Origin of the sequence: Thermococcus sp. (assembly GCF_027012695.1) — an archaeon.
Lineage (GTDB): Archaea > Methanobacteriota_B > Thermococci > Thermococcales > Thermococcaceae > Thermococcus.
In genome coordinates, this window is the sequence record NZ_JALUYR010000062.1 from 1 (window position 1) to 26,100 (window position 26,100).

Sequence of the window (26,100 nt, forward strand, 5' to 3'; positions counted from 1 at the left end):
ACGCGGCATGTACATGCCCCATCGAGAGAGTAATATGGAGGTTCAATACTCTTGTCAAGGTAAAAGGCTTCGAAGAGACCGAGCCTTGGGCCACACCCAGAGAAAACAAGTGTTTCAATCCGCTCAGTGTCAAACTCTATCACAATGGTGACCAGTATCTCTACGTCGAATTCTCAGAGGTCAAGGACATGGATCTCGTCAGGGTTCTTATGATAATGGGCGACGAGAAAATCGTGAAGGCCTACGCGAAAGCCTTCACCGCGGGGGTCATGTAACAACGTTTGTTGGATATCGCACATACAGCGATGGCAAAAAATACGTCTATGTTCACACCACCTGGAAAGATGACCCCAGAGCGTGGATACTGTTCGAAGCAGGGAATATGGTGTATGCATGGGTGGGCACAGTAAAACCGATACAGCTATGCTCTCCTGGGGGAGTGTGTCCAACTTCTCAACCAGTACTGGAGGGTTCCTGATGAGGCTCAGATCTTTTCTTCCTTTCTTTACGGGACTCATTATCATATTGTTGCTTTTTTATGTTGTGAGGGAAGAATGGGGCCAAAAAAATTGTCTTTTGGAGAAGTCGGAGGTAAGGATTGAATGTTCCGCAATTCACGTGATGTTTGCAGACGAAGGAGTGGTTGATATCGTGGAGTACAAGTCCGACGGCACGGCGGTGCATTTTGCGGAAATGTACCTGAAGGGGGAGGCTATGAATGGAAGGCCTCCGGGGGGAGGCTCCCCGATCTTCACTGAGGAGAACAACTGGACGGAGGAGCTCGGCATTAAACCACCCTGCGTGCTCCAGGGAAAAAGCGGTATAGTTGAGCTTGAGAAAGAAGGTTACATACTTCGGTGGCCTGTGATGAATCATGTGGACTGCAACGGGCCGCGGGAGGTGACCCCACAGGAGATAACGGGTTTCCAAGTGCCGCAGGGCAGGGTATACTTTGCTTACTACGTTATTCCCACACGGAGGGTAGAATTCAGGATTTACCGTTCAATATCTTGGGGCGGCCCGGTGGAGTTCGAAGACGTTAGAGTGGGGTGTACCTGCCAGATGAAGAAGGTGGTCGGGGAGCTCGAGAAGGCCATAAAGGTTAAGGGATTTGAGGAGGTAATCCTGGAGAAAAGACCGACTGAAAACGAGTATTTCAAGCCGCTCAGCGTCAAGCTCTACCGCAGGGGTGACCAGTACCTTTACGTGGAATTCTCTGAAGTCAAAGGCATGGATCTCGTCAGGGTTCTTATGATAATGGGCGACGAGAAAATCGTGAAGGCCTACGCGAAAGCCTTCACCGCGGGGGTCATCGGAGAATAAGGCCTTTCATTTCAGGTGATTGAAACAGGAATAGAAAAGGAAAAGGTCTCAGTCCTCCCAGGGCTCGGTGTACTTGAGGGCCCAGCCAAATTCCTCCTTGAGGATATCTATCGCCGCACTCGGCGGAATGACTCCTCGTTCTGTGATTATGACGTCAACGTACTCGGGAGGAGTGACGTCGAAGGCCGGGTTCCAGACCTCTATGTTCTTCGGCCAGGTCTTTAGTTCCTCCTCAGGGATAACCTCCGTCGGGTCGCGCATCTCTATCTCGACGAGCTGGCCGAGCATCGTCTCCGGATGGAACTTGTAGGTCTCGGCCGCTATCATCGTCCAGACGCGGTGTTCCTTTGCGGCGAGCGCTATGAGGGCCGTTCCGATCTTGTTTATGACCGCGCCGTTGACGGTTATGCTGTCGGCTCCCATCACGACCTTGTCTGTCATCTTCATGTAGTGCCTCGCCGCGCTGTCAACTACGTAGATGACGGGGATGCCGTATTCGGCCAGCTCCCTCGCGGTGATCTTCCCCTGCCATCTGGGCCTCGTCTCGGTAACGATTACCTTTATGTCCTTGCCCTGGTCAAAGGCCTTCTTCATGACGCTCGTGGCCGCTTTGCTGTGGCAGTGGGTCATTATTACGTCGCCGTCTTCTATCCTCTTTGCCCCTATCTCGCCTATCCTCTCAACCGCCTTCTCGGAGTTATGGATGAACTCCTTGGCGGCCGTTATTATTATGTATCTGAGTTCCTCCAGGTCGGCGCCGCTTGAGTAGGCCACCTTCCCGCGATGCATTACGTAGCGGAGTGCATTGGGGAGAGACACGGCCGTCGGTCTTGTCTCGTAGAGTATCTTCGCCGCCTGCTTCATCTCCTCCCAGAACTCGTCAACGGTCTTTGCCTGGCTCTTCTCCGCCTGTATCTGGAGGGCCCTTGCCGCGGCCCTGGCTATAGCCCCCGCCCCCCTGATCTCCATGTTCCTTATCTTCTCCGCTATCTCGAGCACTTCCTTCACAACCGGCATGAGATCACCCCGTTTAAACCTCAGTCTGGAGAACATGGTTTATAGCTTTTCCCGTCGTATTATGTCCGGCGGTCTTTGAAAACCTTCTCCGGATAAATTTTTACTATTGTAAACCCTTCCAACGACCATTGTGGAAAGGTTTATAACCGATTGCCGCTAACTCTTCGTGTATAGAGTTGGTTACGTGCTCAGAACTGTTCATTCATGGGGGGAAAGAGATGGAGGACAAGCTCATGCGCAAGCTGGGTTCCGCTTCGCTTGAATACGAGAAGTACTTCTCGGAGAAGGCCCGTGCAATGAAGGCCTCGGAGATCAGGGAGCTTCTCAAACTCGTCGAGACATCGGACATCATTTCGCTGGCCGGCGGACTTCCCGCACCTGAGACCTTTCCGGTGGAGCAGATAAAGGAGATAACCCGGGAGGTCCTTGAGAAACACGCCGACAAGGCACTCCAGTACGGCACTACCAAGGGCTTCACACCCCTCCGCCTCGCCCTCGCCAGGTGGATGGAGAGGCGCTACGGCATTCCGATGAGCAAGGTTGAGATAATGATAGTCGCGGGAAGCCAGCAGGCCCTCGACCTCATAGGGAGGGTTTTCATCAACCCCGGTGACCTCGTCGTTGTTGAGGGGCCGACTTACCTCGCGGCCCTCCAGGCATTCAAATACTACGATCCGGAGTTCATCAGCATACCCATGGACCACGACGGAATGCGCGTTGACCTCCTTGAGGAAAAGCTGAGGGAGCTTAAGGCACAGGGGAAGAAAATTAAGTTCGTCTACACCGTCTCGACCTTCCAGAACCCGATGGGAGTAACGATGAGCGCTGACAGGAGGAAGCGCCTCGTCGAACTCGCTGATGAGTACGACTTCCTAATCGTCGAGGACAGCCCCTACACGGAGCTTCGCTACTCTGGGGAGCCGGTTCCACCCGTTAAGCACTTCGACGATACCGGCAGGGTCATCTACCTGGGAACCTTCTCCAAGATACTGGCTCCCGGCCTGCGCCTCGGATGGGTGGTCGCCCAGCCGCAATTCATCAGGAAGATGGAGATAGCGAAACAGAGCATAGACCTCTGCGCCAACACCCTCGGACAGGCCATAGCCTGGAAGTACGTCGAGAACGGCTACCTCGACGAACACATCCCGAGGATAATCGAGTTCTACAGGCCACGCCGGGACGCTATGCTGAAGGCCCTCGAGGAGTTCATGCCGGAGGGTGTAGAGTGGACCCGGCCCGACGGTGGAATGTTCATCTGGGTTACTCTGCCCGAGGGCATAGACACGAAGGTCATGCTCCAGAAGGCGGTGTCAAAGGGTGTCGCCTACGTGCCGGGTGAGGCCTTCTTCGCCCACCGCGACGTCAAGAACACCATGAGGCTCAACTTCACCTACGTTCCGGAGGAGAAGATACGCGAGGGCGTCAGAAGGCTTGCCGAGGTCATCGAGGAGGAGATACGGGCCCTGAAGGGCTGATCCCTTATCCGAAAGGTTTTTACCCCAGTCATTCATTTTTCTCCGGTGGTGACTGTGAAACCACTCATAGCAATCATCGGCCAGGTTAACTACTCGAAGGGGGGCCTCTTCCTGGACAGAGCCCACATTGAGCGCGTTGTGGCTGCCGGCGGCATACCCGCGGTGTTCAGCTTCGACTCCTCGCCCGGAGAGGTGCTTGAGAACGCCGACGGGTTGCTTCTCATCGAGGGTCCGGACGTCCATCCCCACTTCTACGGTGAGGACCCTTCGAGGTCAATACAGTCCGTTGACGTTTTCAGGGACGGGTTCGAGATAGGCCTCATAAGGGGGGCCATCGAGAGAGGCGTCCCCATCCTCGGCGTTGCCAGGGGAATGCAGGTCATCAACGTCGCCCTGGGGGGAACACTCTACCAGGACATAGGGGAGATCCCGAAGGCAATAAAGCACGACTGGGATCTGAAGCTGATAGGCCCTGCCCAGCGCGTCCACGGAATAAGGATAAAAACCAGCTCAAGGCTCTACGGTATACTTAAGGAAGAGCTCGACATCGACGGAACCAACGAGGTCCACCTCAGGGTCAACAGCTTTCATCACCAGGCCGTAAAGAGGGTTGGCGAGGGACTGAGACCCGCGGCCTTTGCCGTTGACGGGCTGATAGAGGCCATCGAGTCCCCTGAGGGGGAGAACTTCGTGGTTGGCGTTCAGTGGCAGCCGGAGTACCTTCCCGAGATGGGGAGGCTCTACGAGGCCTTCGTTAAGGCCGCCCTCGAGTACAGAATGAAGAAGCTCGAACTCGAGCGAATCGAGGTGGAGGCTAGGGTCAGGGAGGAGCTACTCGGCTCTACGGGGGAACAAGATGAGAACCATCACAGCTTGGAAACGAACGATAACCCTCTCGACACGACCCAAAGGTGATTCCCTTCTCCAAAATCTTTCTCTCCGCCTCCCTCAGTATTTTGAGCCTGAACTCCCGCGGCAGGTAGTGGTATCCGCCCACCCTCTCCCCCCTCTCGTAGAGGGGCCACAGCCTTTCCATCAGCTCCGGGAACTTTGCGGACATCCTTCTCTTTGAATCGGGTCTCAGCTTGAGGGTTGATACCGTCACGTGGTCAACGAAGCTCAGGGCGTCAAGCGTCTCATCAAAGTCCTCCCAGGTGTAAAAAGGGATTATCGGGTCTATGCGCGCGTAAACCGGGATTCCGCTCTTCTTTGCCTTTCTAAGCGCCCGGATCCTGGCCCCCGGAGATGGTGCGTTTGGTTCAAGGAGCTTCGCCTTTCTCCCGTCCACGGTGGTTACGGTTATTCCAACGGCGCACTTCATCTCGCTCAGTATATCGAGATCGCGCTCGAAGATGTCGGATTTCGTGAGGAGCATACACCGGATGTCGTATCTTCTGAAGAGCTCCAGCACCCTCCTCGTTATACCCAGCTCGCGCTCGACCGTGGGATATGGATCCGAGGAGTAGGAGAGGGCTATGATGTAGCGTTTGTCGAACTTCCTGAGTTCCCTCTCCAGCTTTGGCAGGAGGTTCTCCTTGGTCCGAACCCGAAAGGCGTTGGGGATGTAGCCCGTTATGTAACAGTAGAGGCACGCATGATCGCAGCCAGTGTAAACATTCAGCGTGTACTTGAAGGGGCATGTGCAGAGCTTCGCTTTCCAGGGATCGAAGGGGCGGATGTACATGGAACCCCCTTCGGGAAACCCCTTTAAAGGTCTTGCCAGAGGGTGAGTGGTGGTTAACATGGCCGAACCTGTGAGGGGGAAGGTTGAGTGGTTCAAAGACTATCAGTTCATCGGGAGGATAGAGAGTGACAGCTGTTCCGTCATCCTCGGTGAGGGTGGCATAAGCCCTATGAAGCTCCTTCTTTTGAGCGTCGCCGGGTGCACAGCCTACGACGTGGTCATGATACTGCAAAAGATGCGCGAGCCCATAAGGGGTCTCGAGGTTCGCATAAGCGGTGAGCGCCGGGAGGAGCATCCAAAGGTCTACGAGCGCATTCACCTGCACTACGTCGTCAGGGGCAACGTGAGGGAGGAGAAGGTCAGGAGGGCCATAGAGCTGAGCCAGGACAAGTACTGTTCGGCGAGCGCCCAGGTGAAGCTGAGCGGGGCAGAGCTGACCTACTCCTTCGAGATCATTCCCGGGGAGTAGGTTTTTAACTTCCTCCCCCAATTTTTCCCGGTGATCCCGTGATCGAGTACCTCAAGTACTTCGTGCTCCTTTACGGTGGTCTCTTCGCGATAACAAACCCCATCGGGGCCGTCCCGGTGTTTCTCAGCGTCACCCACGACCTCGGCTTTCGGGAGCGGCGGGAGATAGCGACCAAGACCTCGATAACCGTGGTGGTAACCCTCGTCACCTTCGCCCTCATAGGAGAGTGGATATTCAGGTTCTTCGGCTTCAGCCTGGATGCCTTCGCCATAGCCGGTGGCATACTGCTCTTCAAGATGGCCATGGAGATGCTATCGGGCAAACTCTCGACGGTTAAGATAAGTCGGGAGGAGACCGCGGAGTTCAGCGAGGACGTCGTTACCCTCGAGGAGGTGGCGATAATACCCCTGGCCATACCGCTCATCTCCGGTCCGGGTGCGATAACGACGGTGATCCTCTACATGGCCAGGAGTACAAGCCTTCCGGAGAAGGCCACAGTCCTGGCGAGCATCGTCGCGATAGGCCTGACCGTCTGGCTGATCCTCTGCTCCTCGAACAGGATACAGAGGAAACTTGGAAGGGTCGGCATCAAGGTGATGACGAGGATGATGGGTCTAATACTCACTTCGATGGCAGTGCAGATGATAATCAACGGGATAAAGGGGGCCTTCGGCCTCTGACCCCCCGTTTTAGGTTTTTAAACCATGGATTATCTAAATCCTGAACAACCCCTCAAAGTTGGAGTTGTGTAATTCTTTCATAACACGGTTATCACTTCGAACGATAGGGAAACCCTTAAATATCATGAAACTCAAGCCCGTAGTGCAGTCCCCTACCGCAGGTGCGTATCGTGATCCCGACGCCGGCCAATGCAGGGGAGAGTAGCGGGAAGGGCATTCTGGGAGTCGTCCAGAAACTTGCAATTCGGGAACTCCATAGGTTTCCAAATTTTCAGGTGCAATTCCTGCAAACCCAGGAAGGCGTGGATACTGTTAGACAGCATTGGTAAAGTGAGATCACTTCCACTAATCAACCCTGTTGAAAATTGGATAATGCTCTTGAGGTAGTGTCCATGAAAAAAGCCCGGATCCTTGTCGCCCTTCTGGTTCTCGCCCTCCTCCCTGGGGTGGCGGCCCTCCACTTTAGAGGAGACACCTGGAAAAAAACTACCGTGGAAAACCATTCACCATCGGGAACCGAGCTCCAGGGCTTAAGCCAGACCGAACCCAAGAAACCCGAAGTCCCCTCCTGTACCCCAATCTCAAACACAAGCTTTGAGCCGACAAACGGGGTCGTCGGATGGTGGATAAAAGATGGGGCCGGAAGGGAAGTCTGCGGCAAGGACATTGAGATAACCCCGAAGGTTGACCTCAAGAATGTGAAGAGCTACGGCAAGTTGCTGTGGTTCGAGTGGCCGGGGGGAGATGGTATGAAGCCTCCCCGCGTGCTTGCTGGTGATACGTAAAAGGGCAAATTCAGCCCGGGATGCCCTGGGAGAGGTCAGCGGAACTCCCGGCTGGCAAGGTCTATCTGGCAAGCTACGTTGTCCCGGTCGAGAACTCAAGCTGGACCGTCTACGAGAACATCCCCATCGGCAACGGGACCGATTTCCTGAAGACTGGCGGTATAAAGGGCGGCAGGGTGACAAATATCACAGCCACCTGCTCCCGCGGAAGTGAGAACCTAATTGAGGCCCTTAAAGCGTCCATAAAGGATGCCGGCTTTGAAGAGGTTCAGCCCCGGAGGACTCCCAAGGAAAACGACTGCTTCAAGCCCCTAGAGGTCGGACTCTACCGGAAGGGTGACCAGTACCTCTACGTCGAGATCTCGGAGGTAAAGGGAAAGGGGCTCCTCAGGGTCTTCATGGCGATGGGAAGCGGCGACGTCATCAGGCCCTACGTGGAGCCCTTCTCCTCGGCTGAGCAAGGCTTTTTAACTCCCCCTCCCTATCCCCTCCGGTGTCCAAAATGCGCGGCGACCTCATAAGGATTCTGAGTTCGGTTGAGGAGAAGGCGAACGAGCTTAAGCTCGACGGCTTTGAGCCGGATCTCGTTCTCATGGGAAAGGAGGCCTACGAGTTCCTCAAGGAGCAGGTAATGGAGGAGTTTGGCGGGGACGAGGATGTTTTAGAGCTTTCCGGCCTCAGGGTGAGGCTCCTTGAGGAACTCGGGAAAGATGCCCTTGTCATAGACAGTAAGGCAATCGGCTTTGGTCCCGGCGGCGCGAAGAGGTTTAAGGTCGTCCTATGATCCCCCAGGCCTTCCCGTTTTTGATTTGCATCCTAAGCCCCCGGAGGACGAGCAGGCTTAAAGAGACTGCCATGATGTCCGCTAAGCTGCCGGGGTTCCTTAAATCACCTTTCTCCCGCATGAAGGAATCGAACTCCTCCAGGGAGAGCCTTCCCTTGAGTACCTCCTCCGCTTTCTCCTTCACCAGCTCCGCCTCTTTCCTTCCCGCCTTTCTGGCTATCAGTGTGTCCTCCTTCTCCGCTAAAAGCTCGATGAAAGCCCTCACGACGGCATCCTCAAGGGGGAGTTCCTTTATCAGCTCGTAGAGCCTGCCGAAGGTCCTATAGGTTAGTTCATAGCCGCTCAGCCACTCGCAGAAGATAAGCTCCCGCTCGCAGCTCATCTCGGCGAGCCTGGCGAGGTTTATCCCGTCCTGGAAAAGCTCCCTGAAGGAGTCATCGCTGTAAACGTCGTACTTCACTCCGCCAGGGATTCCCTTGGGGTTCGCTATCCTTATCGCGCGGTAGAACTCCATGCTGTCCCTTACCGTCGACTCCTCTATCAACAGCTTTGCCTTCTCCCTCGCGTCGAGAATGTTCCTGCCCAGGACCATCCCCATGATGAGCGGGATCGAGAGCGTTATGACCCCGAAGTTGGGATTGGCGTCCTGACTCTCCCGGGATTCCCTGACGGCCCTTTGTATAAGCTCGCCTATCCCGGCTTCCCTGAACTCCAGAACCCCCTTCCTGAGGAGTTCCGCCGTCTTTACTGCCTCGTAGTAGACGCCGATGACCGCTGTATCGGCAAAGAGGAAGTTGTAAAAGGTTAGGTCATCGAAGTCGCGGTATCGGTTGACGTTGCCGGGTTTCGGAACCGTTGCCTCGAGGAGAGGGCCAAGGATGAAGGCCCTCAGCAGTTTGAACCTCTTCATTCCCACCACCGATAGCTTACTCCCCCTTAACGAGAAGGACAGTTCCCGCAACCAGGAAGGCGACCGCGGTTAGCGTTCTGAAATCGACCGCGGGCATCAGGAAGGGGGCGAAAGGACCGACGAGGAGAACCGCCCCGACGAGCAGGAGGACGAGTGCCACAGCTTTGTTGTTCTCGCTTCCCGAGAAAATTTCGCCCAGCCTGTCACCGGTCTCCCGAAGTACGTTCTCGGCCTTCTCCGTTAGCGTTTCTTCCCCGATTTCTCCTTCCTCTGCCGGGATTATCATGGCCGCGATGAAGTAGAGCAGCGTCATCGTTACCGGGTTGAGGGCGAGAAGGATTATGAAGAGCAGCCTCACGAGGGTGGGGTCCAAGTCAAGGTGCTCCCCCAGGCCTCCTAGGACGCCGAGCAGGATTCTATTCTTTTTGGATCTCACCAGCCTCTTTGCCATTCTCTCACCTGCGGAAAATTGGGTGGGGGCTTAAAAATCATTCCACCCGGACGTCCCCGATGACGTGGGAGACCTCTATGTGAATTGTCCTTCCCATGCCGCGGTGGTCGTTCTCAACATCGCCCATAACGTTCTCAACGCTCAGCTGGACCGAGAAGTCTGCAGGAACCGCTATCCTGACGTCCCCCACAATGTTGTTCATCCTTACGTCTCCTTCTGCCCTTATCGAGACGTCGCCGACAACTTTCGTTAGCATGCACCCCGTGGGGGCATCGGCCCTGACGTCCCCAACCACGTCCTCAATGATGAGCTTAGAAGTGTTTGCTTTTACCTCAACATCACCGACGGTCTTGCGGACTGAGACCTCGTCCAGCTTGCTCCCCACCCCGATGACCACCATGCCGTTCCGGTAGCCGTTGCATGCGCTTCTTTCCCCGAGGCCGGGGATTTTCTTCGCTGGGCAGTAGACCGTCAGGCTTCCTCCTGAGGGGACTGCCTTTATCGGGAGGTTGCTCTTCACGACAACACCGCTCACGTTCGCGCTCACGATTCTCACGTCCCCGACGACGGCCTTGACGAGGATCTCGCTGGCGTTGAAGGTTCCAATCTCCCTCACCGGGCCGGCGTCCTTCTTGTGCCTATGGCCAATGTAGAGAACCGCCGCTATGGACCCGATGAGAACGACGGCCAAAATGACGCCCCCCAAAAAGGGAACAATCCCGCCGCGCCTCATGCCCTCACCGCTCCTTATACTCGCTTCCCCGTATAAGGCTTACGCTTATGATTAGTTATTGGGGCCTTATATGTCGATAAAAACGCTGGAAGAGGCTCAGCGGAGGAGCCTCACAAACTCGCGCATCCAGGCGTGTAAATCTCCCGGATGCCTTGAACTGACCCAGTTTCCGTCGACAACTACCTCGGCATCAACCCATTCGGCTCCTGCGTTCCTCACGTCGTCGCGGATGGTTATCACGCTGGTTCCCTTCCTGCCCTTCAAAACTCCTGCCGAGATGAGTATCTGCGGTCCGTGGCAGATGCTCGCTACCGGCTTTCCGTCTTCGAACATCTTCTTCGTTATCCTCACGGCGTCGCCGTTGAGTCTGACCCTCTCGGGGGCCTTCCCTCCGGGGAGAACAAGGGCGTCGAACTCGTCGGGATCGGCCTCTTCAAAGGTCAGATCAACGTTCACCGAATAGCCGTGCTTGCCTGTTATCTTCCCGCGATTGAAGCTCGCCACGTAGACATCGTGTCCCTCCTCTTTAAGGCGGTGGAGCGGGTAGATCAGCTCGACGTCCTCAAAGCCATCGGCACTCAGAAACAGCACCTTCATAACAACACCCCCGTGATAACGTTCAAAGGGAAATAGAAAAAGCCACTTATAACCCTTTCTGGACAAAAATGGTCAGATGGGAAGCTCGGTCGTCTCCTTGTGGACCTTGAGGACGACCATTGTGTGGGTCGCTACGACACCGTCAACGTTTCCCATTCTGTCGAGAAACTCGTTGAGTTCATCGCTCCCCCTGGTTCTTATCTTCACGATCATGTCGTAGTCCCCCGTCGTCTCGTATATCTCGACTATCTCCGGGTACTTGGAGAGCTCCTCCGCCACTCTGGAGTACATTCCCGCCCGGGATTTGATGAGTATGAATGCCAGCACGTTGAAACCGAGGGCCTCGGGATCAAGCACCACGGTGAACTTTCGGATTATGCCCCTCTCCTTGAGCTTTTTTATCCTCTCGTAAACCGTGGATTCCGCCAGGCCGACCTCCCTGGAGATCTCCCTCAGCGGCGTTCTGCTGTTCTTCTGGAGTATTGCGAGTATTTTCCTGTCGACGTCATCCAGGGTCGTTCGCATGGACATCACCGCCTGTAAAAAATTTTCGAGGGCTTATATAAACCTGCCGATGCCCGCTACGTTTATAAAACTCCCGGCCACCATAGGACGGAGAGCCCTCAGGGGGATCAGCAATGCCAACGAACGTGACGGCGGAATACCTGGCGGCGGAGGAGGAGTACAGAAACGCCAGGACAATTCCCGAGAAGATTCGCGCCCTCGAAAAGATGTACGCCACGGTTCCGAAGCACAAGGGGACCGAAAAACTCCGCCTCCAGATAAAGCGAAAGCTCGCCGAACTCCGAAAGGAGCTGGAGAAGCAGAGGCAGATGAAGAAGGGCGGCGGTGGCCCGTCGATAGCCGTCAGGAAGGAGGGTGCTGCCCAGATAGTTCTCGCGGGTTTGCCAAACGTCGGTAAGAGCTCCCTCATGAGGGCCCTAACGAACGTCGATGCAGACGTGGCGGACTATGCCTTCACCACTGTCCAGCCGATCCCGGGGATGATGCACCACAGGGACGTTCAGATTCAGCTCGTCGAGGTTCCTGGGCTGGTTGAAGGTGCCGCCCTCGGTAAGGGAATGGGGCCCCAGTTGTTGAGCGTCATAAGGAACGCCGATGCCATAGCCATCGTTGTGGACCTCTCCCGGGATCCAATAAAGCAGATGGAAATCCTCCTGAGGGAGTTCGAGAGGGCCGGGATAAAGCTCAACAGGAGGAAGCCGAGGGTCGAGATAAAGAGGACGGCGATGGGCGGAATAGTCATCAACGGCCAGGAGAACATCCGGGGCGACATAAGTGAGATCATGAAGATGCTCCGGGAGGAGAGGATTCACTCGGCGGAAATAACCGTGAAGGAGCCCGTAACCCTCGAGGAGTTCGCCGATGCACTCGATGAGAGCCTCGTCTGGAGGAGGGCGATAATAATAGCCAACAAGGGCGACGCTCCTGGCAGTAAAGAAAACTATGAGAAGCTGGTTAAAGCCTACGGCGACCGCTTCAAGATAATCCCCGTCTCGGCGAAGAGAAAGATACAGCTGGATAAGCTGAAGGACGAGCTCTACGAGCTGGCCGGAATAATCCGCGTCTTCACGAAGAGCCCCGGAGAGGAGCCTGCCTATCCTCCAGTTGCCCTCAAAAAGGGCTCAACCGTTATGGATCTGGCGGAAAGAATCCACAAGGACTTCGCCAGGAACTTCCGCTATGCTAGAGTCTGGGGTAAGAGCGTCAAGTTCCCCGGTCAAAGGGTTGGGGCGGATCACGTTTTGGAAGATGGAGACATAGTGGAGATCCACGCCCGTTAGCGGCAGAAGGGCCCTTTACATCTCCTCCCGTTCCTGCCTATCATTGCGCTTAATGAGTACTCCTTCCCGTCGAGGCTGTCCATTATGAGTTTCTCGCCGTCCTTCTCGTATATCCAGAAGACCTTGTAGGCCCGCTCGTGCCTGACCACCTCTATCCTTGGCAGCCACCACGAGATCACGCGGGAGTTCCCCCAGATTATGGCGCTCTCAATGGCCTTCTTCTCGGCCTCCTCGTAGTCGACCAGTGGCTCCATGACCTTCTTCTCCTCGACGTCCCACTCGTAGAGGTCTATGAAGTCGTCTCCCCTCTCTGCTCCAAGGCGGTAGAGGTCAACGTAGGCGAAGTAGTCGAAGACCCTGTCGCTCTTTCCGAGGCGCCTGTAGAAGAGCCGAAGGTGGAAGATGTGATAGGGATATAACACGAACTCCGGATTCCCCTCATCGGGTTTGAATATCGGTCTCATAACGCTGACCTTCATCGCGATCCCCTAGGAGCTTTTTCCGTTGATTCCGGGATCTTGGAATCAATCGTTTGGATCTTTGGAACCAATACCTTTATATCCTTTCGGAGACATAGCAGTATATTGATGCCAATTTACAGGCATCACTGTAAAGGGGTGATCGTCGATGGGGCTCAGTGCAGAGGCGTGGGCATTGTTGCTGGTTCCAACGCTTCTGGGTATTTTAACAATGGTTCTCTACGGGTTCTGGGACAAGATAACTGGCAAAGAGTACTACGTTGACGACGAGATTTTGGCCTACGATGAGGACCTCCTGGAAGAGCTGAAGAGGGAGGGTAAGGCATGAACACGGGTATACTCTTCGGTTTTCTGGTGTACCTCGCCCTCTTAGCTTACATAGGCTGGTGGGCCAACCGCTACACAAAGACCGAGGACCAGTACTTCGTCGGTGGCAGGAAGGTTCACGTTTTAGCGGCGACCCTCTCGGACAAGGCAAGCGATTTTTCCGGATGGCTAATGCTTGGTTATCCAGGAAGCGCCTTCAAAACCGGGCTCGGTGCCTTCTGGGCGGCTGTCGGCTGTCTCTTCGGTACACTCGCCGACTACATCCTCATCGGCCCGAGGCTCAGGATCTACGCCGGCAAGTTCAGGGCGATAACAGTCCCGGATTATCTTGAGGCCCGGCTCAAGGACAACACCAAGCTGATAAGGATCCTCAGCGCGCTGATAATCATCATCTTTATGACGGCCTACGTTGCTGCACAGTTCACCGCCGGAGGAAAGACATTCGCTGAAGGCTTCGGCGTAAGCGACAACACGGGTATAATTCTCACGGTGATAATCCTTACCGCCTACGTTATCACCGGTGGCTTCTTCGCCGTCGTCTGGACGGACGTTGTGCAGGCCCTCTTCATGCTGCTGACCCTCATAGTAGTCCCGTTCCTGGCGCTTTCAAGGATAGGGGGCCTTGATAGGGCGACGGAAATAATAGCCCAGGTAGACCCGACGAAGCTGGATCCATTCGGTGGGGCGAGGGGCTGGGCGGCGATAATCTTTGCGATAGGCTACGCCTCGTGGATAGTCGGCTACCTCGGTCAGCCCCACATAGTTACGCGCTACATGAGCGTTGAGGACCCTAGGAAGCTTAGAAGGCCCGGAATCTTCATAAGCGGTACCTGGACGATACTCGTCCTCTGGGGAGCCTTCTTCGCGGGTTTCCTCGGCTTCGCCATGTACGCGGCCGGAATGCTCCACCTCAGTGACCCGGAGAAGGTTATTCCGGCGATGGCCGTTGAGCTGATGCCCGGCTGGCTGGCCGGCTTCGTTATAGCGGGAATCATCTCGGCCGTCATGAGTACAGCGGATTCTCAGCTCCTCGTGGCTTCCTCAGCTATAGCGAGGGATCTCTACCACAAGGTTCTCGGAGAGGACGTCGGCAAGAGGCAGATGGTCAACATATCAAGGGTCGTCGTCCTGGGCGTTGCCATCGTCGGCCTCTGGTTCGCCCTGACCGGCAACAAGGTCGTTTACGAGATGGTCGCGACGGCCTGGGGTGGCCTGGCAGTCGGCTTTGGTCCCGTGCTGGTGCTCAGTCTCTGGTGGAAGAGGCTCACCAAGGAGGGAGCGATAGTCGGAATGGCCTACGGATTAATCAGCGAGGTTCTCCTGGAGGCGAAGATCTACGGCTGGGCATTCAACCCCAACGCGCCCGGGATCTTCGGAAAGATAGGAGCCATTTTCAACGGCGTTCCGGTGTTCTTCATAAACTTCTTCATTACGCTATTCGTCGTGATACTGGTCAGCCTGCTCACCAAGCCGCCTGAGGACGTTGTGAAGCTCCACGAGGAGCTATTCAGGAAAGTTCCCATCGAGACCGGAAGGAAGAGCCTCGCCGAGACCAGGGCCAAGAGCCAGGTCGAGAACGTCGCCGAGTTCATCATGGCGAAGGGCATTGCATAGTCCCGTGTCTGGATTTTCACGCCGCCCTCCTCTTTCCTTTTTCAATCCCCCATCGTCGGAGCCGCCCTTCCATGTTCATCTCAACGTTTATAAGCATCGGCGAATAGAAGGAATCGCCGGTTGAATTTTCGAGGTGAGAGCATGAGACCCCTCGACCTTACCGAGAAGGACCCTTCTAGGAGGATCACGATTTATTTTGAAGGAAAGCCCTACGAGGCTTACGAAGGCGAGAAGTTCCCCGTTGCTATGCTCGCCAACGGCGTTTACTGGCTCACCACGAGCACGGAGGGAAGAAAACGGGGAGCCTTCACCTTCGGCCCGGTTCCCGTCAAGGTAAACGGCGTTAAGAACGTCAACGGCAGGAAGCTCAAGCTCAGGGACGGAATGAGAATTGAAAGGCAGACCTACGACGAGTTTCAGGAGCAGGTGGAGATAGACGAGGACAAGCCCCTTTTAAGGTACGTGGTTGATGTTGCCGTCATCGGAGCGGGACCGGCTGGCCTCGGCGTCGTTGAGGATATCGGTGGAAAGCTCACCGTTGCGCTCATCGAGGAGAAGGATTGGCTCGGAGGGGATATGTGGCTTAAGGGGGTTGAGCAGGAGGGCTTCGGAAACCCGAGGGAGGCTATAGAAAAGCTCACAAACTTTCCCGAGAACGTCAGGGTCTTCCTCAAAACGACTGCACTCGGCGTCTTTGACAAGGGCGAGTACTTCCTCGTTCCTGCCGTTAGAAACGACCAGCTTATAGAGTTCATGGCGAAGAGAGTCGTTTTGGCAACTGGATCCGTTGATTCGATAATGCTCTTCGAGAACAACGATTATCCCGGAGTCTTCAGGAGGAGCGATGCCCTCGAGGTCATCAACGTCTGGGGTGTTGCTCCCGGAAGGAAGGTCGCCGTCGTTGGGGCCTTCCCGGAGGAGATAACCGCTGAACTCGACCGCTGGGGAATTGACTACATCGTCGTTCCAAATCCAAAGCGCGTCGAGGGTACCGATAAGGTCGAGCGTCTCATAGACGAGAACGGCAACGTTTACGAGGTTGACGCAGTGATTATGGCCGATGGCAGGATTCCCGACATAAACCCCGTCACTCAGACCGGCGGAAGGCTCTACTTCAAGCGCGGCTACTACAGGCCGGTCATAGACTCTAACCACAGGATAAGGGACGGAATCTACGTGGCGGGAAGCGCGGTGAGCATAAAACCCCACCACGCGAACTACATCGAAGGAAAGCTCGTCGGGGCCCACATCCTCAGGGAGTTCGGCTTTGATGCGGAGCCCTGCATCTACGAGGAAAAGCTGAAGGAATACGAGCCGGTAGCGAGACCGATTCCAAAGCTCCCGCTTGAGGGCCTCAACGCCGAGGACGTCCAGCTATGCGGCTGCGGCGTTACGCTGAAGAAGGTTGACGATGTCGTCAGGAGCGGTATAACCGATCTCCAGATTATAAAGAGACTCACGCACCTCGCGATGGGCTTCTGTCAGGGACGCTTCTGCTTATTCAACGGAGCTTTGCTTGTCTCACAGCGGAGCGGAACGCCGATGGACAGGCTCGACATACCCGTGGCCAGGCCACCCATAAAGAACGTCAAGATGAAGGTTGTCGCCGGGAGGGAGTGAAGATGCCGACGAGAAACCTTCCCGAAAAGAGCGAGATAACGGTCATCGGTGGGGGAATAGTTGGCGTTACTATAGCCCATGAGCTTGCCAAGCGCGGGGAGGAGGTTACGGTCATAGAGAAGCGCTTCATAGGTTCGGGCTCGACCTTCCGCTGTGGAACGGGGATTAGACAGCAGTTCAATGACGAGGCGAACGTTCAGGTTATGAAAAGGTCGGTCGAGCTCTGGAAGCGCTATAGTGAGGAGTACGGCTTCCCCTTCAGCCAGACCGGCTACCTCTTCCTGCTCTACGACGACGAGGAAGTTGAGACCTTCAAGAGGAACATCGCGATACAGAACAAGTTCGGCGTTCCGACGAGGCTCATAACACCGGAGGAGGCGAAAGAGATAGTCCCGCTTTTGGACATAAGCGAGGTTGTTGCAGCTTCATGGAACCCGACCGACGGAAAGGCCAGCCCCTTCCACTCAACCGCGGCCTTTGCGCTTCACGCCGAGGAATTCGGGGCTAAGTTAGTTGAGTACACGGAAGTGAAGGACTTCATCATCGAGAACGGCGAGATTAAAGGGCTGAAAACGAGCGGAGGAGTCATAAAGACCGGCATCGTCATCAACGCCACCAACGCCTGGGCCAAGCTCATCAACGCGATGGCCGGAATAAGGACGAAGATACCGATAGAGCCCTACAAGCACCAGGCGGTAATTACACAGCCCATAAAGAAGGGCTCGGTTAAGCCGATGGTGATTTCGTTCAAGTACGGCCACGCTTACCTGACCCAGACGAGCCATGGCGGGATAATCGGAGGCGTTGGCTACGAGCTGGGCCCGACCTACGACCTGAACCCGACCTACGAGTTCATGCGCGAGGTAAGTTATTACTTCACCAAGATAATTCCCGCTTTGAGGGAGCTCCTGATCCTGAGGACGTGGGCCGGCCACTACGCCAAAACCCCTGACAGTAACCCGGCGATAGGCAAAATCGAGGAGCTGAGCGACTACTACATTGCCGCAGGCTTCTCCGGGCACGGCTTCATGATGGCCCCCGCCGTTGCTGAGATGGTCTCTGATCTCGTCACGAAGGGAAAGACGGACCTTCCCGTTGAGTGGTACGACCCCTACCGCTTCGAGCGCGGTGAACTTCGCGGTCAGGCACTACAGATGGGTTGATTTTCTTCCCCTCGAATTTTTCAGTTTTTGGGTTTTTCTTTTGGTGGGCCTGTTCCAAACCGCCATTGTTGGCTTTCCCCCACCGTGATGCACCGCGATTGGTTCTCACGATGCTCTCGCGGATTACCCGGGTGTATGCCCCGATAACTTACAGGCAATAAATTTTATAAGTTGGGCGACTCGAAAACTTACGGAAAACTGCAATGAGTGGTATTACAAAACTCAGAATTATTGGAATTTTGTTGATAGCCGTGTTGTCAACCTCTGCCATTGGCATGGCGGCAACGGACTTTCTGAGTGTCGAAAGAACCTATCTCCAGGGAGATGCCAAAGTCTTTATATTCCAGCCTTCTCCGGGGGGAGGGGTAAAGATCCTCAAGCAGGGACACCTTAGTGGTTCCGTAACTCTGAGAACAGAGGGCAAAAAATGGAATGAAGTGATGAGCACTGAGAACTTGCACACTTTACCAACCCCACTGGCAATATACTTCACAAAAGATGGAAAGATCGGCGTAAAAAGTGTTCAGCCGGGAAAGCCCCTTGAACTGAGGGGAATGTTCCCAATAGAGGAAGTCACCGAACCCTCGACCAAACCAAGAATGAGACTTCCGGTAACGGCAAGGGTGAAGTACAAAGTGCGCTCGCTTTTAGGCACCTCGTCCTGTCCCCGGGGATATGAAGAGCTCAACGCCAGATACTGCATAATCGAGAACTGGGAGTACCTCAAGGACTCATATTATGCGGACTCAGAAACATTCACTGAATGGATTCCCTTCATGGGACTGAAAGTTAGGACTGAGGGGTACAAGAAAATCGGCATTCTTGGGATTGCATGGGGAATCCAGTTGACAACAAGCACAAAATCAATGTGGAGCCTGAGCGTGGACGGAATACCCGTTCTGGACTTTGGAAGTTCGTATTCAGGCTCTACATTAAAAGTCAGTTACGCTCCAGAACAAGAAATAGCTACGGAAAATGGCTATCTGGACAGGTACTTGAATCTTCCATTGAAGTACGTGGTTGTTATTTACAACATTCCAGTGTACGATAAATGGCGGAAGGAGTACACTAGCATTCCCATTGCTGGGGTTTACCCCCTGGAAATTATGATGAGTGGATACCACACTGTTGGGGAAAGCGATTTGAACAGGGGTCGCTTACTGACAGATTACCTTCCCAGTTCTCACTTCCCCACATCCAATATTGGAACGAAATTGAAAGTTGTAAGGACCACAAGCGAGGGAATTTATGATAATATAGTTTTTGATTTCCAGGGAAGTTCAGGATACAGGTTTTATTCAACTCCGCTGGGAGGTTCCGCTGCCAACTGGCTCTGGAGCAAGCTTCCAGGTGTCGGAGCACTGTCAATAACGTTCAGCTACTTATCAGCCTCCCAATCAGTCACAACGTACAGGATTGACATAGGAGAGGGAGCTCCCAACCAGCTTTATTATGTCTCGATACTCAAAAGGGACCTTGAGCTCACGAGCAGCAACAACGTGGAAATGGCAATGTACTTCACTACAATAGACGACGGTCAGGATTCACTTCCCCCATGCATTGGGAACTTCTGCCCCAATTCACTTGATCCAGACAGGGGGAGATGACTTTTTTCTTTCTTGGTTAAAGTGACATGAAAACCAGAAACACTGGAGTATCTCCCCCTCCCTTGAGATTTCACCGTAGGGGTAGACGCTCTCCCTGGCTTCCGCTCGCTGGACGGTATGGCTCGAACTCGTTGATGCCAATACCGGTCCTCCACCCACCAAAGGAGGGGGTTATTATGGGATATCCCATATGGTTTTCACCCTTAACACCCTGGGGAAGTTTTATAAGTGACCCTCCATAGGGCGGGGCGATGAGGGGACTTAAACGAGAACATACACTGCTGCAGGGGCACAGGGAGAAGGCAGGGAAGCACAGGAGGCTTAAGGTTAAGCGGAGAAACGTCCTGGTCCTGGCTGTGGCAATGTTCCTCGCCAACGTCGCCTTCGGAATGGCCTTTCCGTACCTGGGCGTGTACATGCGCCTCCTCGGTGCGAGCATGTTCATGGTTGGACTCCTCAGTGTCGCTTTCAATTTGACGTCAACGATCTTCCAGTACCCCTTCGGCTGGCTCTCCGATTCAACGGGCAACAGAAAGGGCTTCATAGCCTTTGGTCTCGCCTCGATGGGTTTGTTCTATGCGATGATGTCCTTTTCAAACTCTCCAGCCCAGGTCCTGCTTCTCAGGACCCTCCAGGGAATTTTTGGCTCGGCCATGATGCCCGCCCACTCGGCTCTGATTTCAGAGCTCTCGACCCGGGCGGGTTCCATATTCGGCCTCTTCAACTCGATAGAGAACGCCGGCTACATGGCGGGCAACTTTCTGGGCTCTCTGATAGTTGGGTACCTTGGGATTAGAAAACTCTTCCTGCTCTCGGGGTTTCTCCTGTTCCTGTCCGCGGGTACTATCCTGCTGATCCACGAGCGCCCCGCCGGAAGGCGTTCTCTCCTCGGCATGATCCTCGTTCAGGAGGGGAGGGAAGGCTGGCGCGCGACGGTCAAAGGCTCGGCCTTCAGAAGACTGATGCGCGGACATCTGGGTATCTTTTACGTCACGGTGTTCCTCGTCATGGTGGCCAGCGGGCAGTTCTACAGCGTTTCCGCCGTTTACTTCAGGGAGACCTTCGGTGAGTGGAGCGTTGGGGTTATCTTCGGTATCGAGAGCCTGGCAGCGGCCCTAACGGGCTACTTCCTCGGAAAGCTCATAGACGAGTACGGGGCGAAAAGGTTCTACTTTGTGGCGATAGCCGGCTACGGTCTGGCGTTTCTGCTTTACGCCATCATTAAAAACATCTGGCTGGTCTTTGGGGTGGCCTTTCTCTCGGGAGTAAAGTGGGTTCTGACTATAAACTCCACCTCGACCTACGTTGCCCGGAACGTCCGGGTGAGCGAGAGGGCACAGGGCATGGGTCTCCTGAACGCCATGATGAGCCTCGGCTGGGTCGCTGGGCCCCTCATAGGCGGCTACCTCTCGGGTATAAGCTTCACCCTCAACTTCGTCAGCACTCTTATTCCCCTGGGACTGGCCTTCTTCCTGGCCCTTAAACTGCCCGAATGATGCACTCGAGAGGAACCCTCTTGACTATCCTCACGTTCTTTCCGGCCCTGTAAACCCTCAGACCCCTTCGCCTGAGACAGTCCACGTCAACGATCAAAAGCACAACGTCCCTTCCGTGCCTCCTTCCGGTTTCGATGGCCTCGCTTTTGCTTGTGGTCAGGTGGACGAACTGTCTCTTCATCGGTTTCAGGCCTTCTTTGAGAATAGAGTGCAGATTCCTCCTCGGTGTCCCGTGGTACAGAATCCTTGACTCTATGTCCTCCTCGTGGTTAGGGCTCACGGGATAGCTGTGGCCGTAGCGGGCGCGGATCCTGTCTTCCCTTATCTCATAGCGTCCCCTGGGGTCTTTTGCAACGATCTCCCTCACGATCCCTTCGGTTACCCGGGGATATGTGGATTTAAGGGCCCTCACCAGCCCCTCCAGGGGGACAAAGCCCTCCTCATCGGGTTTCAGGCCAAACTCTTCCGGGGAGTGCCTCAGGATGTAGGCCATCAGCCTGCTGACCTTCCGCTTCATCGGTGTGATGATCGCTGGGAAACATAAAAACCCCGCGGTTCTCAGACGTCGAAGTACTTCATGAACTCCCAGGGGGTTATGTAGAGCGAGTACTGGTTCCACTCGTCGGTCTTCAGCTCCATGAACGCATCGTAGACGTGGCTTCCCAGAACCCTCTGGATGACCTCGTCGCTGGCCAGGTATTCAAGGGCCTCCTTGAGACTCGTTGGGAGTTCTCCGATTCCAAGTTCCCGCCTCTCCCTCTCGGAGAGCCGGTAGATGTCCTTCATCACGGGATCGCCGGGGTCTATCTTTCTCCTGATTCCGTCCAGTCCCGCGGCAAGCTGGGCCGATATCCCGAGGTAGGGGTTCTGACTCGGGTCCGCTCCCCGGTACTCTATCCTTATCGCCGAGGGCTTTCTGAAGTAGGCGGGGACCCTGACCAGGGCCGAACGGTTGCTCGGGCTCCATGCTATGTATATGGGGGCCTCGAAGCCGGGTACGAGCCTCTTGTAAGAGTTGACGGTTGGGGCATTGAGTGCGGTCAGGGCCGGTGCGTGTTCAAGTAGACCGCCCACGTAGTATCTCCCCAGCTGGCTCAGGCCGTACTCGTCGTCGGGATCCGCGAAGAGGTTCGTGCCCCCGAAGGGTCTGCCGTCCCAGAGGCTCTGGTGGGTGTGCATGCCGCTGGCGTTGTCCATGTAAATCGGTTTCGGCATGAACGTTGCCAGAAGACCGCGTTTCCTGGCCACGTTCTTCGCCGCGAACTTGTAGATGTAGAATGCATCGCCCACATCCACGAGACCGAGGGGTTTGAAGTCGAGTTCAACCTGACCCGCCGTCGCCACCTCATGGTGGTGGTACTCCACGATAATGCCCATCCTTTCAAGGTAATAGACGAGCTCGTTCCTGTACTCGAGGGTCCTGTCTTCGGGGGGTGCCCTGAAATAGCCCTCCTTGGGCCTTATGATCGGCAGTTCGTATATCTCCCCGCTCCGCGGCAGGACACGGGGGGCACCCCAGGAGTCACCTTCACCTCCGTTCGGTGTTACGAAGGGGTCCCATACCAGGTTCCTTATGTCAACGCCATCGAAGACGAAGAACTCTATCTCCGGCCCGAACACCGCCGATCTTCCGCTCCCTTTGAGCTTCTCCTCCATTCTCCTCGCGACGAAACCCCTCGGATCGGAATCCGCCCGCTCGGAACCTCCGGCCTCGTAAACGTCCCCGAACATGATGGCACTCGCGTGTATTCCCTCTGTCCAGGGGATTATTCTCAGCGTTGTGGGATCGGGCTTCCACACCATGTCACTCCTCTCTATACTCCCGAACCCCCTGACGGATGAACCGTCGAAGCCTATGCCCTCCTCAAAGACGCTGCCCTCAATGAACTCCCTGGCGGGAATGGAGAAGGTCAGCAGGTAACCCCTGACGTCGGTGAATGCGCATAGAACCTGCCTGATTCCCCCTCTGGACAGCATCCGTCTGGCCCGTTCCACCGCCCCATCGTTCATTTTTACCACCGGAAATATCATGTTTGTTCACTTAGTTTGGCTAATTGTGAACGTATTTTCAGAATAAAAGCTTTTTGCCTGAAAATTCATCGCACAGGCGAACAGGTGACTTCCGGGGAACGCGATTTCGTTGAAAGGTCAAAGTAAAAGGACTCCGGGAAAAACGGTCAGCGAAGTCTTCTGAGAGCCATCTCCGCGGCGACCGTTATCGGATCAATCGTCGGGCTTATCGGTGGGGCGTAGGCAGTCTCAAGATAGACCACGTCCTCAACGGTTGCCCTCTTCTGCGCCAGAGCTGAAAGTGTCATTATCCTGCCCCAGGCCCTCTCACCACCGACTACCTGGGCCCCGATGAGCCTCCTGTCTGACTTTCTAAAGATAACCTTAACCGTTATCGGCTTTCCGCCCGGATAGTACTCGGGCCTTGTCGAACCTTTAAACTTGCCGACCGCTACCTCGATGCCCTCCTTCTTTGCCCTCTCCTCCGTTATTCCAAAGGTGCCTATCTCGAGGCCAAAGAGCTCCGTAATGGCGGTGTTGAAGACGGGCTTAAACGATACGTCCTTCCCGGCTATATGTTCAGCCGCGATTTTAGCCATTCTAACCGCGCTCGTTCCAAGCTGGCTGAGTGTTCTCTTCCCCGTTACGGCATCAATGACTTCAGCACAGTCGCCTATCGCGTAAATATCCGGGTCGCTCGTCTGGAGGTGCTCGTTTACAACTATTCCCCTGTTGACCTCGAGGCCGGCTTTCTTGGCGAGGTCAACGTTGGCCCTGACACCGGTGGCGACGAGAACCAGCTCTGCTGGAACCTCTTCCTCTCCAACTTTCACGGCCTTAACGGGGCTTCCAATTATCTCGCTGACTCCCTCGTTGAAGCGGAAGGAAACGCCGTGTTTTTCCATCTCTGCCTGGACGAGCTTTGCCGTGTCTTTATCCAGCATCGTAGGCATTAGCCTGTCCGCGAGTTCGACGACCAGAACATCCACGCCGAGCTTGGCGAAGGCCTCCGCGCCTTCAAGGCCTATCAAACCGGCACCTATAACGACGGCCTTCTTCGGCTTCCTCTCCGCGATGTAAGATTTAATTTTCCTCACGTCGTCGAGGCTCTTGAGCGTGAAGACGCCCTCGTTTTCAATCCCCTTTACCGGGGGGATAAACGCTCTGGAGCCAACCGCCAGGACGAGCTTGTCATAGGGGACTTCGCCCTTATCGGTGATTACGACCTTCCTCTCGCGGTCTATCGCTTTGGCCTCGGTGTTCAGCATGAGCTTTATCCTCTGCTTTTCATAGAACTCCTTCGGGAAGACGATTACATCCTCCGGCTTCTCTATTGTGCCACTTATAACGTGCGGCAGGGCACAGGGGGAGTACTGCATCGTTGGTTCCTTCCCGATGACTGTAATCTCGGCCTTTCTGTTGGCCTTCCTGAGAAAGAGGGCGAAGTTGCTTCCAGCGGTTCCAGAACCGATGACGACAACTTTCATGGACACCACCGGGGAGTGAAGGGGAAGGAGGTATAAAAAGGTGGCTTTTGCTGAGTTGAACCAACTCCCAAAACTCTGCGGAAAAACCTGGATAAAGGTCAAGTCTCGAAGTCAGCGCATCCACTTGCGAGTTATGACGGCGACAATAAGCGCCATGAAGACCGCTCCGGTTAGGAGCTTTAATCGAAGGTCTGTATGTACATCGTTTTCCAAAGTTCAAATACTAGCACTCCAGAAACCAAGAGTGTTGAACATATAACCCACTTAAGGGAAAGGTCGCCCAGTGCAAGGAACAGCGGCAGTATTACCATCTCAACCCCGGAGTTCATCAGGGATATCATCGAGATGGCTGAAGCCCGTATCTTGGAGGGAATCACGGAGTTCCTCAGGTGGGCGATGAAGACGTAGTATGCACCTATTAAAATCTCGAGGATGACCCGAAACCCCAGTATGAACACTGCCGTGAGCTTGGTGGGACTTACTTTCAGGAGAAAGGCTATGGTCAGCGTAATGGCGGCGCTACCAAGCAGGGACGTTCTCATTCCGTTTATTTCGTTTGAGACTCTTCTCGCAAGGTAACTACCCACTGCCATGGACGTCATTAGCAGGAAATACACAATTCCAAAGAGGCTTTCGTACAGGCCCGCGTCCTTCAGGGTCAGCGGCCATATCACGAAGAACACTGAGAGCATGGAAGAGACCAGGAGGATTACCAGCACCAGCGTGGAGAATCTGGCATCCTTGAACATCTGAAGATTCTTTCTTATGATGGTTCTGCCCTCGGGATGTCCCCGGTTGTTCTTCAGGGAGAGCAGAATCACGGTGGAAAGAACACTTAAGATTCCTGATACTAGCAGTGGCCACTTCAGACCAAGGTATTTAACGAGGGCTCCCGCCAATATTGACGCGACAACTCCACCAACGTTCTTCAGCGTTCCCATACTGGAAAAAAGCTCCTTCAAGTTGGCTTTGCCGAAGGTATCGACTGCCCACGCCTCCAAGGAACCGGAGATGAAGGCCATCCCCGCACCCCCTAATAGGGCAGATGTCACCACAAGGTGAACCCTGGGAGTCACAAAATTACCAGGACGAGCATGCTCATCCCAAGCAAAAGCGAACCCAGCATCGTGGATTTAAGCCTTCCAACCTTGTCGGCCAGTACACCGGATGGGTACTCCAGTAGGAGGTTAGAGGCCCTGTTCAGTGAGTACGCCAGACCAATCCAGGGCAGGGCGACGTAAGTGCTGAGGTACAGTATGAAATATGGCCCGGGTAGGTACATCGAGACGGAGAGTAGAAAATAGAACAGGAGAAATATCAATTGTCCGTTTGAACATCCTCTATGTACCGACATAACGAATCTTTCTCCCGGCGGAGTAATTTTAAGTATTTCGTGAACTTTAGGTTGGAGACTTGTGGTTTCTTTCGACGACCTCAAGGAACTCGGCTGGAGTTAAGATTAGAAACTCGTGCCCGTTAAGGGAGAACTTCCTCTCCCCGTCCCTCAGCTTCAGCACGTGCTTCTTATCGAGGCTTATCAGGAAGTCGGCCTTGGTAGAATAAACCACATCGAAGAACTTGTTG

28 protein-coding genes and 2 pseudogenes are annotated in these 26,100 nt (G+C 54.8%); 16 read left to right on the forward strand and 14 right to left on the reverse strand.

All coding sequences use genetic code 11. The features are described 5' to 3' along the window. Both MV985_RS05290 and MV985_RS05295 read left to right on the forward strand, forming a co-directional pair. Positions 1–275: pseudogene (locus MV985_RS05290) on the forward strand (hypothetical protein); the annotation flags it as partial. 202 nt (positions 276–477) lie between these two features. Then, positions 478–1,323, forward strand: a complete 846-nt coding sequence (locus MV985_RS05295; protein WP_297463997.1) for a hypothetical protein — start codon at positions 478–480, stop codon at positions 1,321–1,323. A gap of 48 nt (positions 1,324–1,371) precedes the next feature. Here MV985_RS05295 and MV985_RS05300 read toward each other — a convergent pair whose 3' ends face one another. Further along, positions 1,372–2,340, reverse strand: a complete 969-nt coding sequence (locus MV985_RS05300) for a ribose 1,5-bisphosphate isomerase (RefSeq protein ID WP_297463998.1) — start codon at positions 2,338–2,340, stop codon at positions 1,372–1,374. Positions 2,341–2,558: 218 nt separating this feature from the next. On the opposite strand from MV985_RS05300, the gene MV985_RS05305 reads away from it, so the two are divergent. Together MV985_RS05305 and MV985_RS05310 are read left to right on the forward strand one after the other, a co-directional pair. After that, positions 2,559–3,815, forward strand: coding sequence for a PLP-dependent aminotransferase family protein (locus tag MV985_RS05305; RefSeq protein WP_297464001.1), 1,257 nt, complete (start codon positions 2,559–2,561; stop codon positions 3,813–3,815). 54 nt (positions 3,816–3,869) lie between these two features. Beyond that, positions 3,870–4,730: a gamma-glutamyl-gamma-aminobutyrate hydrolase family protein gene (locus MV985_RS05310; RefSeq protein ID WP_297464073.1), complete on the forward strand. Its 861-nt coding sequence runs from the start codon at positions 3,870–3,872 to the stop codon at positions 4,728–4,730. Here MV985_RS05310 and MV985_RS05315 read toward each other — a convergent pair. Further along, positions 4,657–5,499, reverse strand: coding sequence for a radical SAM protein (locus MV985_RS05315; protein ID WP_297464005.1), 843 nt, complete (start codon positions 5,497–5,499; stop codon positions 4,657–4,659). The two genes, MV985_RS05310 and MV985_RS05315, sit on opposite strands and share 74 nt — an antisense overlap. A gap of 58 nt (positions 5,500–5,557) precedes the next feature. Here MV985_RS05315 and MV985_RS05320 point away from each other — a divergent pair, with 58 nt between their 5' ends. The 5 genes from MV985_RS05320 (at position 5,558) to MV985_RS05340 (ending at position 8,217) form a co-directional block, all read left to right on the forward strand. Continuing rightward, positions 5,558–5,968 (forward strand): OsmC family protein, encoded by a 411-nt coding sequence (locus MV985_RS05320; protein WP_297464079.1) that lies wholly within the window; start codon positions 5,558–5,560, stop codon positions 5,966–5,968. A 38-nt stretch (positions 5,969–6,006) separates the two neighbouring features. Beyond that, entirely contained in the window at positions 6,007–6,648 is a 642-nt protein-coding gene (gene snatA / locus MV985_RS05325) for a neutral amino acid NAAT transporter SnatA (RefSeq protein ID WP_297464008.1), read from the forward strand. A 392-nt stretch (positions 6,649–7,040) separates the two neighbouring features. Next, a complete protein-coding gene (locus tag MV985_RS05330; RefSeq protein WP_297464012.1) occupies positions 7,041–7,433 on the forward strand; it encodes a hypothetical protein in 393 nt (130 codons plus the stop codon). 20 nt (positions 7,434–7,453) lie between these two features. Further along, the gene (locus tag MV985_RS05335; RefSeq protein WP_297464015.1) at positions 7,454–7,954 is read left to right on the forward strand and encodes a hypothetical protein; all 501 of its coding nucleotides are present in this window, start codon (positions 7,454–7,456) and stop codon (positions 7,952–7,954) included. Beyond that, positions 7,936–8,217 (forward strand): family 4A encapsulin nanocompartment shell protein, encoded by a 282-nt coding sequence (locus MV985_RS05340; RefSeq protein ID WP_297464087.1) that lies wholly within the window; start codon positions 7,936–7,938, stop codon positions 8,215–8,217. Before MV985_RS05335 ends, MV985_RS05340 begins: the two co-directional genes overlap by 19 nt. Here the strand turns inward: MV985_RS05340 and MV985_RS05345 are convergent. From MV985_RS05345 to MV985_RS05365, 5 genes are all read right to left on the reverse strand, one after another. Continuing rightward, entirely contained in the window at positions 8,201–9,127 is a 927-nt protein-coding gene (locus MV985_RS05345) for a triphosphoribosyl-dephospho-CoA synthase (protein WP_297464092.1), read from the reverse strand. The two genes, MV985_RS05340 and MV985_RS05345, sit on opposite strands and share 17 nt — an antisense overlap. Positions 9,128–9,143: 16 nt before the next feature. After that, positions 9,144–9,578, reverse strand: coding sequence for a PspC domain-containing protein (locus MV985_RS05350; protein WP_297464017.1), 435 nt, complete (start codon positions 9,576–9,578; stop codon positions 9,144–9,146). A 37-nt stretch (positions 9,579–9,615) separates the two neighbouring features. After that, positions 9,616–10,311, reverse strand: a complete 696-nt coding sequence (locus MV985_RS05355; RefSeq protein WP_297464019.1) for a hypothetical protein — start codon at positions 10,309–10,311, stop codon at positions 9,616–9,618. Between the two features lie 96 nt (positions 10,312–10,407). Continuing rightward, complete coding sequence (gene pfpI, locus MV985_RS05360) at positions 10,408–10,908, reverse strand: deglycase PfpI (RefSeq protein WP_297464020.1); 501 nt, start codon at positions 10,906–10,908, stop codon at positions 10,408–10,410. Positions 10,909–10,980: 72 nt separating this feature from the next. Beyond that, positions 10,981–11,433, reverse strand: a complete 453-nt coding sequence (locus MV985_RS05365; RefSeq protein ID WP_297464098.1) for an Lrp/AsnC family transcriptional regulator — start codon at positions 11,431–11,433, stop codon at positions 10,981–10,983. Between the two features lie 113 nt (positions 11,434–11,546). On the opposite strand from MV985_RS05365, the gene MV985_RS05370 reads away from it, so the two are divergent. Beyond that, entirely contained in the window at positions 11,547–12,713 is a 1,167-nt protein-coding gene (locus MV985_RS05370; protein WP_297464021.1) for a GTP-binding protein, read from the forward strand. On the opposite strand, the gene MV985_RS05375 is transcribed toward MV985_RS05370, so the two are convergent. Beyond that, positions 12,710–13,192 (reverse strand): hypothetical protein, encoded by a 483-nt coding sequence (locus MV985_RS05375; RefSeq protein ID WP_297464022.1) that lies wholly within the window; start codon positions 13,190–13,192, stop codon positions 12,710–12,712. The two genes, MV985_RS05370 and MV985_RS05375, sit on opposite strands and share 4 nt — an antisense overlap. Before the next feature lie 148 nt (positions 13,193–13,340). Here MV985_RS05375 and MV985_RS05380 point away from each other — a divergent pair, with 148 nt between their 5' ends. From MV985_RS05380 to MV985_RS05405, 6 genes are all read left to right on the forward strand, one after another. Beyond that, complete coding sequence (locus tag MV985_RS05380) at positions 13,341–13,520, forward strand: hypothetical protein (protein ID WP_297464026.1); 180 nt, start codon at positions 13,341–13,343, stop codon at positions 13,518–13,520. Continuing rightward, positions 13,517–15,133, forward strand: a complete 1,617-nt coding sequence (locus MV985_RS05385) for a sodium/proline symporter (protein ID WP_297464031.1) — start codon at positions 13,517–13,519, stop codon at positions 15,131–15,133. The genes MV985_RS05380 and MV985_RS05385 overlap by 4 nt, the downstream gene beginning before the upstream one ends. Positions 15,134–15,274: 141 nt before the next feature. Continuing rightward, positions 15,275–16,753, forward strand: coding sequence for an FAD-dependent oxidoreductase (locus MV985_RS05390; RefSeq protein ID WP_297464033.1), 1,479 nt, complete (start codon positions 15,275–15,277; stop codon positions 16,751–16,753). Positions 16,754–16,755: 2 nt separating this feature from the next. Further along, entirely contained in the window at positions 16,756–17,916 is a 1,161-nt protein-coding gene (locus tag MV985_RS05395) for an FAD-binding oxidoreductase (protein WP_297464039.1), read from the forward strand. A 251-nt stretch (positions 17,917–18,167) separates the two neighbouring features. After that, a complete protein-coding gene (locus MV985_RS05400; RefSeq protein ID WP_297464103.1) occupies positions 18,168–19,523 on the forward strand; it encodes a hypothetical protein in 1,356 nt (451 codons plus the stop codon). A gap of 251 nt (positions 19,524–19,774) precedes the next feature. After that, entirely contained in the window at positions 19,775–21,019 is a 1,245-nt protein-coding gene (locus MV985_RS05405) for an MFS transporter (RefSeq protein WP_297464048.1), read from the forward strand. Here MV985_RS05405 and MV985_RS05410 read toward each other — a convergent pair. The 6 genes and pseudogenes from MV985_RS05410 to MV985_RS05435 form a co-directional block, all read right to left on the reverse strand. After that, positions 21,003–21,536, reverse strand: a complete 534-nt coding sequence (locus tag MV985_RS05410) for an RNA 2'-phosphotransferase (protein WP_297464051.1) — start codon at positions 21,534–21,536, stop codon at positions 21,003–21,005. The two genes, MV985_RS05405 and MV985_RS05410, sit on opposite strands and share 17 nt — an antisense overlap. A 41-nt stretch (positions 21,537–21,577) precedes the next feature. Then, positions 21,578–23,029, reverse strand: a complete 1,452-nt coding sequence (gene glnA, locus MV985_RS05415) for a type I glutamate--ammonia ligase (protein ID WP_297464064.1) — start codon at positions 23,027–23,029, stop codon at positions 21,578–21,580. Between the two features lie 167 nt (positions 23,030–23,196). Next, entirely contained in the window at positions 23,197–24,516 is a 1,320-nt protein-coding gene (locus tag MV985_RS05420; RefSeq protein ID WP_297464108.1) for an FAD-dependent oxidoreductase, read from the reverse strand. Positions 24,517–24,695: 179 nt separating this feature from the next. Then, complete coding sequence (locus MV985_RS05425) at positions 24,696–25,592, reverse strand: MFS transporter (RefSeq protein WP_366085235.1); 897 nt, start codon at positions 25,590–25,592, stop codon at positions 24,696–24,698. Then, positions 25,589–25,798: a hypothetical protein gene (locus MV985_RS05430; protein WP_297464067.1), complete on the reverse strand. Its 210-nt coding sequence runs from the start codon at positions 25,796–25,798 to the stop codon at positions 25,589–25,591. The genes MV985_RS05425 and MV985_RS05430 overlap by 4 nt, the downstream gene beginning before the upstream one ends. A gap of 118 nt (positions 25,799–25,916) precedes the next feature. Next, a pseudogene (locus tag MV985_RS05435) lies at positions 25,917–26,100 on the reverse strand (hypothetical protein); the annotation flags it as partial.

Coding starts and splice junctions, on each gene's coding strand:
- MV985_RS05320 (WP_297464079.1), top strand. CDS start 5,558: ATGGCCGAACCTGTGAGGGGGAAGGTTGAGTGGTTCAAAGACTATCAG.
- MV985_RS05355 (WP_297464019.1), bottom strand. CDS start 10,311: ATGAGGCGCGGCGGGATTGTTCCCTTTTTGGGGGGCGTCATTTTGGCC.
- MV985_RS05300 (WP_297463998.1), bottom strand. CDS start 2,340: ATGCCGGTTGTGAAGGAAGTGCTCGAGATAGCGGAGAAGATAAGGAAC.
- MV985_RS05350 (WP_297464017.1), bottom strand. CDS start 9,578: ATGGCAAAGAGGCTGGTGAGATCCAAAAAGAATAGAATCCTGCTCGGC.
- MV985_RS05390 (WP_297464033.1), top strand. CDS start 15,275: ATGAGACCCCTCGACCTTACCGAGAAGGACCCTTCTAGGAGGATCACG.
- MV985_RS05430 (WP_297464067.1), bottom strand. CDS start 25,798: ATGTACCTACCCGGGCCATATTTCATACTGTACCTCAGCACTTACGTC.
- MV985_RS05305 (WP_297464001.1), top strand. CDS start 2,559: ATGGAGGACAAGCTCATGCGCAAGCTGGGTTCCGCTTCGCTTGAATAC.
- MV985_RS05295 (WP_297463997.1), top strand. CDS start 478: ATGAGGCTCAGATCTTTTCTTCCTTTCTTTACGGGACTCATTATCATA.
- MV985_RS05370 (WP_297464021.1), top strand. CDS start 11,547: ATGCCAACGAACGTGACGGCGGAATACCTGGCGGCGGAGGAGGAGTAC.
- MV985_RS05335 (WP_297464015.1), top strand. CDS start 7,454: ATGCCCTGGGAGAGGTCAGCGGAACTCCCGGCTGGCAAGGTCTATCTG.
- MV985_RS05330 (WP_297464012.1), top strand. CDS start 7,041: ATGAAAAAAGCCCGGATCCTTGTCGCCCTTCTGGTTCTCGCCCTCCTC.
- pfpI (WP_297464020.1), bottom strand. CDS start 10,908: ATGAAGGTGCTGTTTCTGAGTGCCGATGGCTTTGAGGACGTCGAGCTG.
- MV985_RS05405 (WP_297464048.1), top strand. CDS start 19,775: ATGAGGGGACTTAAACGAGAACATACACTGCTGCAGGGGCACAGGGAG.
- MV985_RS05410 (WP_297464051.1), bottom strand. CDS start 21,536: ATGAAGCGGAAGGTCAGCAGGCTGATGGCCTACATCCTGAGGCACTCC.
- MV985_RS05420 (WP_297464108.1), bottom strand. CDS start 24,516: ATGAAAGTTGTCGTCATCGGTTCTGGAACCGCTGGAAGCAACTTCGCC.
- MV985_RS05385 (WP_297464031.1), top strand. CDS start 13,517: ATGAACACGGGTATACTCTTCGGTTTTCTGGTGTACCTCGCCCTCTTA.
- MV985_RS05315 (WP_297464005.1), bottom strand. CDS start 5,499: ATGTACATCCGCCCCTTCGATCCCTGGAAAGCGAAGCTCTGCACATGC.
- MV985_RS05395 (WP_297464039.1), top strand. CDS start 16,756: ATGCCGACGAGAAACCTTCCCGAAAAGAGCGAGATAACGGTCATCGGT.
- MV985_RS05345 (WP_297464092.1), bottom strand. CDS start 9,127: ATGAAGAGGTTCAAACTGCTGAGGGCCTTCATCCTTGGCCCTCTCCTC.
- MV985_RS05380 (WP_297464026.1), top strand. CDS start 13,341: ATGGGGCTCAGTGCAGAGGCGTGGGCATTGTTGCTGGTTCCAACGCTT.
- MV985_RS05340 (WP_297464087.1), top strand. CDS start 7,936: ATGCGCGGCGACCTCATAAGGATTCTGAGTTCGGTTGAGGAGAAGGCG.
- MV985_RS05375 (WP_297464022.1), bottom strand. CDS start 13,192: ATGAAGGTCAGCGTTATGAGACCGATATTCAAACCCGATGAGGGGAAT.
- MV985_RS05365 (WP_297464098.1), bottom strand. CDS start 11,433: ATGCGAACGACCCTGGATGACGTCGACAGGAAAATACTCGCAATACTC.
- glnA (WP_297464064.1), bottom strand. CDS start 23,029: ATGAACGATGGGGCGGTGGAACGGGCCAGACGGATGCTGTCCAGAGGG.